Consider the following 14546-nt stretch of genomic DNA (forward strand, 5'->3'; position numbering starts at 1 on the left):
ATATCTCGTCCTTAAGCAATAGCCTGAAAGAGGTGTGAGAAGATAATATTCTCACACACCGTTGAGTTTGCGTTATTGATTTGCCCATGGCTTGGCTATCGCCAGCGTGATCAAATATCGCTCTTCATTAGGATGTCTGTCATCTTTAAAACGCCCTATGTCCAGTTTGATTTGGTACTGATCACCGACTTGCCAATAAGTCGCTTCAAAGCCTCTTAGGCTACGAAGTTGGGCACGTAATTCTGATGTATTAGCCAAGGGTTGGTATCCTTTAGTAAGCATCCAACCCGTTTTGCGCCATTGATCTTGTAAATCCAATACAATCTTGATCGCATCGTCATAAAGTAACGGTTCGATTTGTGGAGACATGCGTACGCTATTGATTATTCCATCATCAAACATAACAGTAAAAAATCGGGCTGGAGGAGTCACAAATCCATATTTTGGGTCAGCAAAACGTAAACGTGCATCTGTTTTTGGGATGTTGTACCAAGCATGGCCTGGAATATGAGGATCAATAGCGGCACTAGATCGTTGTCGCATCTCATCGTAAGGCTCACCGATCACTAAAGCTATCTCTGGGAAACGGGAATAAAAAGCATTATAGAGATAGATGATAGTCAGACCAAGAACAATGGGTAATACTATGATTAGACTACCACGTCGTATATCTATGCGTTGTAATAGATTCATTCTACACCTCGTCCTGAAGCAATAGCTTGTATCGTTTTTTCGATCACACTCCGTTTATTGTTATGTAGCAATTCATCAAAACGTTGCGCAGCGCTCCGATTGACCGGGGTAATGTATTAGCCCGGTCAATCGGAGAAGACAAGCGAAGCGCGTCAGTCTGAATAATTCTTTACCCACGGCTCGGCAATCGCCAGCGTGATTAAATATCGTTCTTCGTCAGGGTGTCGGTCATCTTTAAAACGTGCCATAATCAACATGATCTGATATTGTTCACCTGCTTGCCAATAAGTCACTTCAGAGCCTATTAAACTACGAAGTTTGGCACGTAATTCTGGTGTGTTAGCCAAGGCTGGGGACTCCCTAGCTAGAGTCAGAGTCCAACCCGCTTTACGCCACTGATCTTGTAAATCTAGCACAATTTTAATTGCATCGTCATAGAGTAGTGGTTCGATTTGTGGGGACATGCGCACGTTCTCGATGATTCCTTTATTATAGGAAACAGTAAAAAATCGTGCAGGGGGGGTAATAAATCCGTATTTCGGATCGGTAAAGCGCAAGCGTGCATCCGTTTTTGGGATTCTGAATCCGATGCTATTATCATAGGGTGGGCTAATTTTAGCACTGGAGCGTTGCCGCATCGCCTCGTAAGGTTCGCCAATCACCAGAGCTATCTCCGGGTCACGTGAATAAAAGGCATGATAGAGGTAGATAATCGTCAGACCAAAAACAATGGATAGTAGTATGATTAAACTACCACGTCGTAGGCCTAAGCGTCGTAATAGATTCAATTTACACCTCCACCTGAAGCAATTGCTCGTATCGATTTTTCGACCGAATTCCGTTTACTATCACTGTATGATAACTCATTAAAATGTTGTGCCGCTCTCCGTATTATCGGATTAATGTATTAGTCCTGTAATACGGAGAAGACAAGCGCAACGCGTCTGTGTCAGTCTGAATAATTCTTTATCCACGGCTCGGCAATCTGCAATGTGATCAAATAGCGCTCTTCATCAGGATGATCATCATCTTGGAAAAGCGCTATATTTAACATTATCTGATACTGTTCACCTACTTGCCAAAAAGTTGTTCCAGCCCCCCCCTTTCATACTACGCAGTTGAGCACGCAATTCTGGAGTGTTGGCTAAAGCTGGGCGTTCTTGAGCTTTGGTAAGTACCCAACCCGCTTTGTGCCACTGATCTTGTAAATCCAACACAATTTTGATCGCATCATCGTAAAGTAATGGCTCGATTTGTGGTGACATGCGTACGCTATTGATTATTCCATCATCAAACATAACAGTAAAAAATCGGGCTGGAGGGGTCACAAACCCATATTTGGGATCAGTAAAACGCAAACGTGCATCCGTTTTTGGAGTGTTATACCAAGCGTGGCCAGGAATATGAGGATCAATAACAGCACTAGGCCGTGTCCCTTAATGTAAATCGGTAGTATTATCATCTAAACGGTTTTCAATATAGGAAAAGATGATGGCACGCTACGACATTCCTGATGAAGCATGGATATTGATAGAATCTTGTTTGCCCCTGGTTCATTCAGAACGGGCAGGACGTCCCTATGTTGAACACCGCCGTGTGATGAATGGGATGTTCTGGGTGCTATGTTCAGGGGCACCGTGGCGCGACTTACCGGAACGCTATGGGCCTTGGAAAACGGTCTATAACCGATTTAATCGTTGGTCAAAATCAGGCATTATCAACAAGATATTTAATCGTTTACTGTCCATTCTGGATGAAAAAGGGTTGATTGACTGGGCTGAAATTTGCCTGGATGGCAGCAATATTCGCGCGAGTAAAGATGCCGCAGGCGCGAAAAAAAACATCCCGATATCGCTGACGATCATGCGCTGGGTCGCTCACGCGGTGGTTATGGCACCAAAATCCACCTGGCAACCGACCGAAAGGGATTTCCCCTCAACCTGATAGTGACCGCTGGGCAAGCTCATGAAAGTCAATCCGCCATTCCGTTGCTCGATGGCATTGGCGTCCAACGCAAAAATGGTTTCATGAAACGGCGCGGTAAAGCGGTACTGGCAGATAAAGGCTATTCGGGCGGAAAACTCCGTGGTTATCTGCGAAAATTGAGGATAAAGAGCATTATTCCTTATAAAATCAATGAAAAAGGTAGTACTGATGGTCGCACGCAATTTGATAAGCAGGCTTATCGTGACCGGAATGTGGTCGAACGCTGTTTCGGTTTTCTGAAAGGAAATCGGCGTATTGCAACCCGCTATGAAAAATCTATGGTCCCCACCTTTTTTGCAACACTGATTTTTGATTGATGTTGGCTTGCTTAAATCTATCCGGCGTCACTATGGGCAGGGATGCCCGCGCCTCGATGAGTTCCGCACCTGATAAGCCTAAAAAACCGCACGGCTTCAGAGAGCCATTTTTTATGTCAGGATTCCATCAGGTCGATAAGCCGTTCATGTCATCAATAATCAGTCTTCGCAAAACCAGATTGGGAACTGCTTTAATTAACGATTAACCTGCCAGTCAGACTGGCGTCGTCGTTACCTTTCGAACACAGTTTGCCGTGTTGTGATTGCCCAGGCTATCCGGGCTAATTTGTTGGCCAGCGCACAGGCCACAACATTTGAGTGTTTTCGCTCAAGCTGAGCCTTTACCCATTCAGCCAGCCTTCCTGACTGATAATCGATTCTCTGGATAAAGACTCTGGCGCACTGGACAAGTAACCGTCGCAGATTTTTGTCTCCGCGTTTACTTATCCCTAAAAGCGTATTTTTGCCACCCGTGCTGTACTGGCGTGGTACCAGACCGGTTGAAGCAGCAAAATCCCGGCTACAGCCATACTGCTTACCATCGCCCAGCTGCGATGATAAGACGCTGGCAGTTATCGGACCCACGCCCGGTATTGTCTGAAGACGCTGTCCTGTTTCATCACGTCTCAGCTCCTGCTCCAGTGCCGTCTCAAGCTCGGTGAGCTGTTCGACAAGATAAAGATAATGGGCATGTAAGCGCATCAGCAACTGTGCCAGATAGGGAGGAAGTTCGTTCTCTGCCAAGACGGTTGAAAGTCTTTTTATCACGGCGGTTCCGATCGGCATACTGATGCCAAATTCCAGTAAAAAAGCGTGCATCTGATTAGTGGTTTTAACCCTGTCTCTGACCAGTGATTCTCTGACCCGATGCAGGGCGCGCATAGCTTGTTGCGCCTCTGTTCGTGGTTGCACAAATCGCATGGAGGGACGAGATGCAGCTTCGCATATGGCTTCAGCATCCACAAAATCGTTCTTGTTGCTCTTTACAAAAGGACGAACAAATTGTGGAGAAATCAGCTTCGCTTCGTGACCAAAAGCAGCGATCCGGCGAGCCATAAAGTGAGCACCGGCGCAGGCTTCCATTACAACAGTCGCTGATGGCGATCCCGCTAAAAACTCCATCAGTCTGGCGCGGGTAAATTTTTTACGCAGCAGGGCCTTTCCTGATTTGTCCTGACAGTGAACGTGGAAAGAATGTTTGCCGAGATCAATACCAATAAGCGTAACGTTTTGCATGATGGTCTTCTCCTGAAAGAAACACCCTGCCAGCATACCGCTCACAGGGTGGTGGGGACCATCTTGTATCTTTAATCTGGTTTATTATGGTTAAGTTAGATTGGTAACAATCATGCAGTCAGATAACCATCAAGGGATTAAGCCCGTTAATGAGCTTTCGACGCATGATTGTGACTTTTCTTCGAGAAACCCGAACAGTTGCTTGAAACACAATTCGTATTTGCAAGAATGGGAGCCGAAGAACCATGACTAAAACGATTTGTATCGGTATTGATGTTGCCAAAGCTTCACTTGAAATTGCACTTGGTGCTCAGGGAACCGTAATGACATATCCAAATACCCCTGAAGGTCATGATGAACTAGCGGCTACACTGACCAACTATGAGATTGATTTAGTTGTATTAGAAGCAACAGGGGGTTATGAGGTATCCGTTGCTTGTGTTTTACAGACCATAGGGCTGGCTGTTGCTATCGTCAATCCCCGACAAGCCCGTGACTTTGCTAAGGCAATGGGTAACTTAGCCAAAACCGATAAAATAGATGCTCAGGTGCTGGCACAGTTAGCCCTGGTTTTATCTCAACGAACAGACCGGGATAAAATAGTCAGGATATTGCCCTCTGCTCAGCAACGAGTCTTGCAAGCCATGATCGCACGTCGTCGCCAATTGGTCGTACTTTCCATCTCAGAACGCCAAAGGTTGGGGAATTGCCATCCAGACATTCGAGAAAGCATCACTTTAATGATCAGCTTTATACAGGAACAGCTTAAGGTCATTGAATCTGCCTTGTCTAAACACATTAAAACCTATCATCGTTCCAAACTCGATTTATTATCTACAGTAAAAGGCGTTGGGCCTGCCACAATAGCCACTTTGATCGCTGATGTACCGGAGTTGGGTAAGTTAACACGCCGGGAAATTAGTGCCTTGATTGGTGTTGCACCGTTTAATCGAGATTCTGGATTTTTCCGGGGGAAACGAACAATCTTTGGAGGAAGAGCAATGGTGCGTCGAATGCTATATATGGCCACGTTAACGGCAATTAGATTTAACCCCGTTCTCTGCGCTTTCTACAAGAGATTGACCGAAGCAGGCAAGCCAAACAAAGTCGCCATCGTTGCGTGTATGCGTAAATTACTGGTCATTCTCAATGCAATGATAAAAACAAATAGACCGTGGGACGAATCATTCCACACGGTGTAAAGTGAAAGACAGTTGCTCATTAACCGCCCGAAACTATTTATCCATGGTGAAATTAGGCTGTATTCGACTCTTTTACAAGCGGTTATATAATTAAGGGACACGACCTAGAACGTTGTCGCATTTCCTCATAAGGCTCACCGATCACCAAAGCTATTTCGGCGGGTTCGCGGGAATAAAAGGCATGGTAGAGATAAGCGGCGATTAAACTCAGAATGATTAATAAAGCGAAGGTTAAACCACTCCGTCGTTGGCCTATTCGTTGTAACAGACTCATTTTATATCTCATCCTGAAGTAATATCCTGAATTGTGGGTGTGAGAAGATAATATTCTCACACCTACCTGAGATTACGTTATGGCTTTACCCACGGCTCGGCAATCTGCAATGTAATCAAATATCGTTCTTCGCTAGGATGCCGATCATCTTTGAAACGCGCCATATTCAGCATAGCCTGATATAGATCGCCTGCTTGCCAAAAGGTCATTCCAGTGCCTTTCATTCGGCGAAGGCTATCATGCAATTCTGGTGTATTTACTAAAGGTTGGTATTCTCTAGTCAGCACCCACCCCGTTTTGCGCCACTGATCTTGTAAATCCAGCACAATCTTGATCGCATCGTCATAGAGTAACGGTTCGATTTGTGGAGACATGCGCACGTTCTCGATGATTCCTTTATTATAGGAAACAGTAAAAAAATCGTGCAGGGGGGGTAATAAATCCGTATTTCGGATCGGTAAAGCGTAAGCGTGCATCCGTTTTTGGGATTCTGAACCCGATGCTATTATCATAGGGTGGGCTAATTTTAGCGCTGGAACGTTGCCGCATCGCCTCGTAAGGTTCGCCAATCACCAAGGCTATCTCTGGTTCACGAGAATAAAAGACTTGGTAGAGATAAATGGTGACCAGACCTAGAATGATTAATATCGCCAAGATTAGACCACTACGCCACTGACCTATACGTTGTAACAAGCTCATTCTACATTCGGTTGCTATCATGTAGCATCTCATCAAAATTTGCCTTATATCCCTTGCCCCCATAGGGCAAGGAATTTACTGCGGTTTTCTCTAAATTGTAGAGACAAATTTAAGGATTAAAATCTACCCACGGCTTGGCAATTGCCAACGTTATCAAATATCGTTCTTCGTTAGGATGTCGATCATCTTTGAAACGCCTTAAATTCAGCATGATTTGATACTTATCTCCAGCTTGCCAATAGGTCGTTCCAGCACCGTTTTTCCTACGGCGAAGAGTATCATGCCATTCTGGTGTATCCGCTAAAGCAGGAAATCCCCTAGCTTGAGTAAGTACCCAACCCGATTTGCGCCACTGGTTTTGTAAATTCAACACTATCTTAATTGTATCATCGTAAAGTAACGGCTCGATTTGTGGAGACATACGTACACTCTCAACTATTCCTTTATTGTATGAAACAGTAAAAAACCGAGCGGTTGGTGTAACAAATCCATATTGTGGGTCAGTAAAGCGTAAACGCGCATCCGTTTTTGGGATATTGTACCAAATTTTGCCAGAAAGGTCGGGATCAATAGCGGCACTAGAGCGTTGTCGCATAGCCTCGTAAGGTTCACCAATCACCAAGGCTATCTCAGGTTCACTGGAGTAGAAGAAATGATAGAGATAGATACCAGCCGATCCTAGAATGACAAACAACACTAAGATTAGACTACCGTGTCGCCAATCTATACGCTGTAAGAGACTCATTTTACACCTCCCCATGAGGCAATATCTTGTAGAGACTCATCGATCACAGATCGTTTACTACCGCGTAGAAGTTAATCAAAACGATCTGCTGCCTTAAGTACGAAAGGCATACGCTGATCTACATCGGCGAGATTAGCTACCTCATCGCTAAATTTTATAGTTCTTTTATTATCAATGAATTGGCATTGACTAGCCAACGTTAACTCAACAGGTTGTGCCACATTATCAGGTAAAAAGCCTGTGACATAGGAGAATTGGTTACCCCACAAGAACACTATTAATTGCTCGTCACTGTACATTGTGGTTTGCAATATATTGATTTGCTCGTGATAGGCGAGATGTACAACACCTTGAGCAATATTTCCTGCTTCTATCGCCTCAAAAGCGAGTAGAATATCGTCATAGGGAAGGCCAAACTTCAAATTATTTTGTCCTATTGGCCACAATATTGGAAATTGGCTATTACCGTAGATATCTTGGCGTAAATTTAGGCAAGTTTTGAGGTCTTCCAATCCACGTTGCTTGTAGAAAGCATGAAGCTGGTATACATCCAAAAATAGCGTCGTATTTCCCAGTGCCATCTTTTCATACACATAGTTGAATGAATACTGTGACAAACTTGATATTCCCTGAAGGCCGGGTACATAGGAAGATATTGATAATCTATTGTTTTTACTGGCTTGCCTTGCTTCTTCCACAGCTTGAGCAAAATTCTCAACTTTATTTTCTGCTTGTGCCTTCAGCTTTGGATGAAGAAAGTAAAATGGATTATCCATTGTGTTTTCTAGCTCACTTGCGCACGCGTCGGTTGGCATCATTATTAGCTTGTATCTGTTTATGCATATCATGACGACAGCATCTAGTACTACAGCCGTACGCCCCATTGTGGCATGATAACGCCTGACATTTTTTCCTGAAATACGGGGAGGTGTTCAATGCACTTACCGACTCACGCTTGGGAACAGGAACTGCTCTCACTCCATACCCGTCTGGCTCCGTTGTTTCACCATCCCGGCCCACAGCAACGCAGCCTCGCTTATCTCCGGGGACTGCTCAGTGACGTTGAGCGTAAAAATGGCTGGCAACTGGCGGAATGGATAGGCGAACGGGGTTCAGCATCTGCTGGAGCGCGCCCACTGGGATGTTGATATCGCCCGCGATATTTTGCGCGACTATGTCACAGAGCATTTGGGGGATGAACACGGGGTGCTCATTGTGGATGAAACCGGCTTTATCAAAAAAGGCACGCATTCTGCCGGTGTGCAACGTCAATACAGTGGCACCGCCGGTCGCGTCGAAAACAGTCAAACAGGCGTCTTTCTCTGTTATGCCGGTCAGGGCGGTCATGCCTTTATTGACCGGGCGTTATACCTGCCCAGACAATGGACGGATGACCGGCCCCGCTGTGAAGCTGCCGGCATTCCTGACGCCGTCCCCTTTGCCACTAAACCCCAACTCGCCCGGCAGATGCCGTTTATGGTCAGGATCGCCGCCTGCGCTGCTGGCTGGAATCCCGATATCAACCGTTTGTGCTGGCGATCCCCAAAAATGAACCGTTGTGGTGGCAAGGGCCAACTTTTGTCAGAGCGGACAAGATGGTAGACAATCTGACACCTCAGCGATGGGAAACCCATTCGGCGGGGTGGGGAGCGAAAGGCGAACGTCAGTATGACTGGGTTCGGGTACCGCTCTGGCGTTTACAACTCAGTGAGAAAGAACGGGAATATGGCCATTATCTGCGGGTTCGTCGCAGCCGGGATGAAAAACAGGCACGGGCTTACTATATCGTGTATGCGCGCAGAGACCAGGCGGCTCTGAAAACCCTGGCTCAGGTGGCAGGTTGCCGCTGGGAAATTGAATGGGGTTTTGAGGAAACGAAGGGAGAATGCGGTCTGGATCATTACGAAGTGCGGCAATGGCACAGTTGGTATCGGCACATCACCTTATCGCTTCTGGCCCATGCAGTGCTGGCAGTTTTGCGAATACAGGAGAAAAAAAACGCCGACGGGGCTGGTAGCCCTCAGTATGGCGGAACTGCGTAAGCTGCTGTCAAGATTGATGGAAAAAACGGGAAACACCGTCGAGCAGATTTTACATTGGTCAGACTGGCGGCGGCGACATCAATACTCCGCACAACAATGTCATTATCGGAGCCAGGATAAGCTGATGATTACAAAGAGGTTACGGCTATAGTACTAGTCCGGAGCTGGCTAGATCTTCTGGAGCCGGAGTAGAGTTTAAAAAACTTGCGGCGGGCATGCGTCCAGCAGCCTGCCTCGGTGACATACATCCACACAGCGCCTGTTTCAGGGTTTTACATTATGCAATTATCTGATACATTCAAGTAATAAATGATTATATTAATTACTTGAATATAGGTGAAATAAAATGCACAGCGAGCTGCTCAAATTTTCTCACAAAAACGCAAAAGAAGGACAATGGCTGTTATCAGAAGGTAATTTTTATCGAGTTATAGCTACTGGTGTAGAAACCAACAGTCGTTACAGTCTGGTTGAAATCATTGTTGAACCAGGGAAAGGTGCTCCATTTCATTTCCATAAATTAGAGGAAGAAGCTTTCTTCATACTAGAAGGTGAAATGGTTTTTTATACGCAGACTGAAACAATGTATGGAAAGCAAGGCGCTTTTTTAAATTTTTCTGTTGGGCAAATCCGCGGTTTTCGTAATGAAACAGATAAAAATACACGAATGCTCATTATTCTTTCACCTCCAGGAATGGAACAAATGTTTTTTGAAGGTGGTAAGGCAATTGATGCTCCTATTGATTTGAATACAACATTTGTGGAAAACATAGGTCAAACAGTAACCTGTCCAGAAATTGCAGGACGATACGGCATAGAAAATATTCCTTTGCCATTACCGGAAAAAAAGACAACCACTTGAAATTAAGGTGAGAGAGTGGTTCTGTCACATAAGGTGAGGACAGGTAATATTCTGTCTTTTACTCTGTGATCTGCTCATGTGTTTAATACGAAATGCTTTCAAACATTTACATTATCCTGTTGATATTATTGCTCAGTGTGTATTCTGGTATCTGGTTTACTCACTGAGTTTACGGGTCATGTATTCAATATGTGTATTGTGAGTTTTATTGTGTTGAGCCAATTTCTGCTTATAACACTAAAATCACCTTATGAACTTGATCGTAGATAATACTAGAGTCACCAAGTTCAACATATTAAACACAAAACCGGTTTTTGGCTCACAAAAAATCCGGCGAAACAGGTTGGATACCACAGGAATATGTTGCATTTTAAAATGTCACATTGGTGATAATTATCCCAATAGGGCTTTTCCATTTAATCTTTCTCCGGTTCTTGCTTTAACCTTCGCCATAACGTCGTGCGGCTAATTCCCAGATATTCTGCCGCCGCCTGTCGATTACCCGCAAATCTCGCCACAATATCATGGACAGAGGAAGAAACTGCCATTGAAGAAGGAGGTTCAATCTCGAAAGTTTTCGCGTTGCTCTTCACCGAACTGATATCAATCTGCCGCTCAGGTGAAAGCGATAAGATCAAAGCAGGTGTCAATGCCTGTTCGGGATGGGCACTTAAGTATAGTGCAATCCTCTCCATCAAATTACGCAGTTCCCGCACATTACCCGGCCAATGGTAAGATTGCAGCGCTGCATGACAAGCAGAAAGTTCCCGTATTTTTGACGATGAAACAGGCAAGTTAAGCGCCGCAAATGCCCGCCGCAGATACTCCACGGCCAGTAGCCCAATATCACTCCCTCTTTCACGTAATGCTGGCACATTAATTCTCAGCACACTCAAGCGGTAGAAGAGATCTGTCCGAAAACGCCCTTCTCGCACCCACGTATCTAAATCACAATGAGTGGCACAAATGATCCGAACATCAACCGCAATCGGACGATATCCCCCGACCCTGACGACGGATTTCTCCTCCAGCACTCTCAATAACCGCGTTTGCAGTGGCAATGGCATTTCGCCTATTTCATCCAGAAACAACGTTCCTCTGTGCGCAATTTCAAACAAACCCGCCCGTCCCCCTCGTCGGGAGCCTGTAAAAGCGCCTTCTTCATAGCCAAACAGCTCTGCCTCCAGTAATGACTCGGTAATGGCACCACAGTTGACCGCAACAAAGGGACGCGGATGTTTACCCACAGACTGCCCATAACGCAGGCTGTATTCATGATGAATCGCCTGTGCCACCAGCTCTTTTCCCGTACCACTTTCCCCTTGAATCAACACTGTGGCCGTCGAGCGGGCATACAGCATAATCGTGTTGCGTACATGCTCTACCACAGCAGAATCACCTATAATATCGTTAAGCGTATGACGAATGCGCAACTTATCCTCCGTAGGATAAGGCGAACTCCCCCCCAGATTGAGCTTAGTCATTCTGGCCATTTCCAACGCATCATGAAATGCCTGCCGGATAGTGTCGGCAGAATAGAGAAACACCCCCACCAGCTCGGCTTCATAAGCCAGATCGGTAATCAGCCCTGCCCCCACAATGACCTTGATACCGATGGCTTTCAGCGCATTAACCTGCGTTCTGGCATCTTCTTCCGTCACATAGCTGCGCTGTTCAATCCGCAAGTTGAAACGCTGCTGAAATTCTTCCAATGCTGGCAGGGTATTCTGATAAGTGATGACGCCAATCCGGGCGCTGATTTGCCTCGCTCGTGCCAGTGCCTGCATGAAATCAAAACCACTGGATTTGGCGATAATCACTGGTACGGATAAACGACTTTTTAGATAGGCGCCATTCGAGCCGGCACAAATCACGGCATCACAGTGCTCTGTTTCCAGACGTTTACGAATATGCTGAACCGCCTGTTCAAAACCAAGATTAATCGGTGTGATATCAGCCTGATGATCAAATTCCGGCGTGATGTCACGAAAAAGGTCAAAAAGCCGGGAAACCGATACTGTCCAGATCACCGGTTTGTTGTTATCACGCTCCCCTGTATATCCTGACGCCATTTGTTCCCCCCTTCCTGCTCTTTTCGATTTTTGATAAGCCACCATAATGTTTCATTTTTCAGACTTGAAACAAAAATGAAACATTATTGATTCAATATGAAACAAGTATACATTATGCTCAATAGATGTACAATTATCATGCAACACGCATAAATGGCGCTATTTCATTAATTTAAAATAAAAAATATCAACACCCCCTATTGCACATCTCCGATACGCACCCTGTTTCTCAATCATTGGCACAAATTTTGCTCAAATAACAATTCAATACGAATTAGTTTCATTTTAGTAACAATGGAGTTATATATGGCATTTTCTTCTGCTGGTCTGGCTTTTCGCCGGGCAATAGAGGCCGAATCTCCGTTACAGGTGGTCGGAACTATCAATGCAAACCATGCTTTGCTGGCGAAACGAGCGGGCTACAAAGCCATTTATCTTTCTGGTGGCGGTGTTTCAGCAGGTTCGTTAGGTCTGCCGGATCTGGGCATTTCGACGCTGGATGATGTGCTGACCGATATCCGGCGTATCACCGATGTATGCGATTTACCGCTACTGGTAGATGCCGATATTGGTTTTGGTTCTTCTGCATTCAATGTCGCCCGCACCGTTTGTTCTATTATTAAGGCAGGGGCTGCGGGTCTCCATATTGAAGATCAGGTAGGTGCCAAACGTTGTGGGCATCGTCCAAATAAAGAAATTGTCTCCAAAGAGGAGATGGTCGATCGTATCAAAGCTGCCGTTGATGCCCGCACCGATGAGCATTTTGTGATTATGGCGCGCACAGATGCGCTGGCCGTGGAAGGGTTGGAATCCGCTCTTGACAGAGCCGAAGCTTATATTGCAGCCGGTGCAGATATGCTGTTTCCTGAGGCGATAACAGAACTGCAAATGTATCAGGTATTTGCCGCAAGAACGCAGGTTCCCATACTGGCCAATATCACCGAGTTTGGTGCCACCCCACTCTTTACGACCGAAGAATTAGCTAGTGTAGACGTCGCTATCGCACTTTACCCGCTCTCTGCATTTCGGGCGATGAATCGAGCGGCAGAGCAGGTCTACACCACACTCCGCCGTGACGGCACACAGAAAAACGTGATCGATCTGATGCAAACCCGTAATGAGCTTTATGAAAGCATTAATTATTACGATTTTGAGCAGAAATTGGATGCCCTGTTTTCCCAGAAAAACCAGAGGTGATACTCATGAGTAAACAGAATACGATGACTGGATCTCCTGAAGCGGCAACATTTAAACCGAAAAAATCCGTTGCCTTGTCCGGCGTGACTGCCGGTAATACGGCGCTCTGTACTGTTGGCAAAAACGGCAGCGATTTACATTACCGTGGCTATGATATTCTCGATTTAGCCACGTATTGTGAATTCGAAGAAATTGCTTATCTACTCATCCATGAAAGGCTCCCTTCCCGCGCAGAGCTGGCCGCTTACAAAACCAAACTGAAAGCCTTGCGTGGCCTGCCAAGCAGCGTCAAAGCCGCATTGGAAGCTTTGCCTGCGGTCGCCCATCCGATGGATGTAATGCGTACGGGCGTTTCTGTCTTTGGTTGTACTCTACCGGAAAAAGAAGATCATAATCTTACCGGCGCCCGTGATATCGCCGATCGTTTGCTGGCATCCCTCGGCTCTATCCTGCTTTATTGGTATCACTACAGCCATAACGGACGCCGGATTGATGTTGAAACTGATGATGATTCCATCGGCGGGCATTTTCTGCATCTTTTACATGGACAAAAACCGCGTGATTCATGGGAAAAGGCGATGCATGCCTCTTTGGTTCTGTATGCTGAACATGAATTTAATGCTTCGACATTTACCAGTCGCGTGATTGCCGGCACAGGATCAGATACGTACTCCGCTATTATCGGTGGAATTGGCGCCCTGCGCGGGTCAAAACATGGCGGTGCCAATGAAGTTTCATTCGAAATTCAGCAGCGTTATGACTCTCCCGACAAAGCCGAAGCCGATATCCTTACCCGGCTGGAAAGAAAAGAAGTCATTATTGGCTTTGGTCATCCGGTTTATACCGTCTCCGATCCGCGCCATAAGGTGATTAAAGAGATTTCCCTGCATCTTTCCAAGGAAGCCGGCACCACTCAGATGTTTGATATTGCAGATCGCATTGAGTCTGTAATGCGGGATAACAAAAAAATGTTCCCGAACCTTGATTGGTTCTCGGCGGTGTCTTATCACATGATGGGGGTTCCTACCGCCATGTTTACCCCACTGTTTGTGATTGCCCGTACGGCGGGTTGGGCCGCTCACATTATTGAACAACGCATAGATAACAAAATTATCCGCCCTTCAGCCAACTATACCGGCCCTGAAAACCTGCCGTTTACGCCAATCGACCAACGCAAGTAGCACTATTTTATGCGGTGTTTTTTGTATTCATGTTTTATTC

Annotated in this window: 13 protein-coding genes and 3 pseudogenes; 8 read left to right on the plus strand and 8 right to left on the minus strand. The window is 45.8% G+C overall.

Annotated features, from left to right (window positions below; genetic code table 11):
• Positions 1 to 72: 72 nt before the first annotated feature.
• The 3 genes from XBJ1_RS05730 to XBJ1_RS22805 all read right to left on the minus strand — a co-directional run bounded on the left by XBJ1_RS05730 (position 73) and on the right by XBJ1_RS22805 (position 1958).
• The gene (locus XBJ1_RS05730) at positions 73 to 693 is read right to left on the minus strand and encodes a hypothetical protein (RefSeq protein WP_012987860.1); all 621 of its coding nucleotides are present in this window, start codon (positions 691 to 693) and stop codon (positions 73 to 75) included.
• Between the two features lie 152 nt (positions 694 to 845).
• Positions 846 to 1481 (minus strand): hypothetical protein, encoded by a 636-nt coding sequence (locus XBJ1_RS05735; RefSeq protein ID WP_012987861.1) that lies wholly within the window; start codon positions 1479 to 1481, stop codon positions 846 to 848.
• Between the two features lie 279 nt (positions 1482 to 1760).
• Entirely contained in the window at positions 1761 to 1958 is a 198-nt protein-coding gene (locus XBJ1_RS22805) for a hypothetical protein (RefSeq protein ID WP_012987862.1), read from the minus strand.
• A 226-nt stretch (positions 1959 to 2184) separates the two neighbouring features.
• Between XBJ1_RS22805 and XBJ1_RS20625 the strand changes: the two are divergent.
• Positions 2185 to 2957, plus strand: a pseudogene (locus XBJ1_RS20625) (IS5 family transposase); the annotation flags it as partial.
• A 38-nt stretch (positions 2958 to 2995) separates the two neighbouring features.
• A complete protein-coding gene (locus XBJ1_RS21870) occupies positions 2996 to 3202 on the plus strand; it encodes a hypothetical protein (RefSeq protein ID WP_162467458.1) in 207 nt (68 codons plus the stop codon).
• Positions 3203 to 3227: 25 nt separating this feature from the next.
• Here the strand turns inward: XBJ1_RS21870 and XBJ1_RS05755 are convergent, their stop codons facing one another.
• Positions 3228 to 4232, minus strand: coding sequence for an IS110 family transposase (locus tag XBJ1_RS05755; protein WP_012987226.1), 1005 nt, complete (start codon positions 4230 to 4232; stop codon positions 3228 to 3230).
• A gap of 245 nt (positions 4233 to 4477) precedes the next feature.
• On the opposite strand from XBJ1_RS05755, the gene XBJ1_RS05760 reads away from it, so the two are divergent.
• Positions 4478 to 5434, plus strand: coding sequence for an IS110 family transposase (locus tag XBJ1_RS05760; RefSeq protein WP_012987297.1), 957 nt, complete (start codon positions 4478 to 4480; stop codon positions 5432 to 5434).
• A gap of 351 nt (positions 5435 to 5785) precedes the next feature.
• Here XBJ1_RS05760 and XBJ1_RS05765 read toward each other — a convergent pair whose 3' ends face one another.
• The 3 genes from XBJ1_RS05765 to XBJ1_RS05775 form a co-directional block, all read right to left on the minus strand.
• A complete protein-coding gene (locus tag XBJ1_RS05765; RefSeq protein ID WP_012987866.1) occupies positions 5786 to 6220 on the minus strand; it encodes a hypothetical protein in 435 nt (144 codons plus the stop codon).
• Positions 6221 to 6516: 296 nt separating this feature from the next.
• On the minus strand, positions 6517 to 7152 hold the full coding sequence (locus tag XBJ1_RS05770; protein ID WP_012987868.1) for a hypothetical protein: 636 nt from the start codon (positions 7150 to 7152) through the stop codon (positions 6517 to 6519).
• 71 nt (positions 7153 to 7223) lie between these two features.
• On the minus strand, positions 7224 to 7928 hold the full coding sequence (locus XBJ1_RS05775; RefSeq protein ID WP_232503306.1) for a DUF2515 family protein: 705 nt from the start codon (positions 7926 to 7928) through the stop codon (positions 7224 to 7226).
• A gap of 159 nt (positions 7929 to 8087) precedes the next feature.
• On the opposite strand from XBJ1_RS05775, the pseudogene XBJ1_RS05785 reads away from it, so the two are divergent.
• The 3 genes and pseudogenes from XBJ1_RS05785 to XBJ1_RS21285 all read left to right on the plus strand — a co-directional run.
• Positions 8088 to 9194 (plus strand): annotated as a pseudogene (locus tag XBJ1_RS05785) (IS701 family transposase).
• A 346-nt stretch (positions 9195 to 9540) separates the two neighbouring features.
• Positions 9541 to 10056: a cupin domain-containing protein gene (locus XBJ1_RS05790; RefSeq protein ID WP_012987875.1), complete on the plus strand. Its 516-nt coding sequence runs from the start codon at positions 9541 to 9543 to the stop codon at positions 10054 to 10056.
• A 76-nt stretch (positions 10057 to 10132) separates the two neighbouring features.
• Positions 10133 to 10231 (plus strand): annotated as a pseudogene (locus XBJ1_RS21285) (IS6 family transposase); the annotation flags it as partial.
• A 241-nt stretch (positions 10232 to 10472) separates the two neighbouring features.
• Here XBJ1_RS21285 and prpR read toward each other — a convergent pair.
• The gene (prpR, locus tag XBJ1_RS05795; protein WP_012987877.1) at positions 10473 to 12128 is read right to left on the minus strand and encodes a propionate catabolism operon regulatory protein PrpR; all 1656 of its coding nucleotides are present in this window, start codon (positions 12126 to 12128) and stop codon (positions 10473 to 10475) included.
• 306 nt (positions 12129 to 12434) lie between these two features.
• On the opposite strand from prpR, the gene prpB reads away from it, so the two are divergent.
• Both prpB and prpC read left to right on the plus strand, forming a co-directional pair.
• The gene (gene prpB, locus XBJ1_RS05800; protein ID WP_038198511.1) at positions 12435 to 13325 is read left to right on the plus strand and encodes a methylisocitrate lyase; all 891 of its coding nucleotides are present in this window, start codon (positions 12435 to 12437) and stop codon (positions 13323 to 13325) included.
• A gap of 23 nt (positions 13326 to 13348) precedes the next feature.
• Positions 13349 to 14506 carry a bifunctional 2-methylcitrate synthase/citrate synthase gene (gene prpC / locus XBJ1_RS05805; protein WP_198408076.1) on the plus strand — a complete coding sequence of 386 codons (1158 nt, stop codon included), beginning with the start codon at positions 13349 to 13351 and terminating at the stop codon, positions 14504 to 14506.
• The last annotated feature ends 40 nt before the right edge of the window (positions 14507 to 14546 follow it).

The organism is Xenorhabdus bovienii SS-2004 (genome assembly GCF_000027225.1).
In the GTDB taxonomy this organism is placed as follows: domain Bacteria; phylum Pseudomonadota; class Gammaproteobacteria; order Enterobacterales; family Enterobacteriaceae; genus Xenorhabdus; species Xenorhabdus bovienii_C.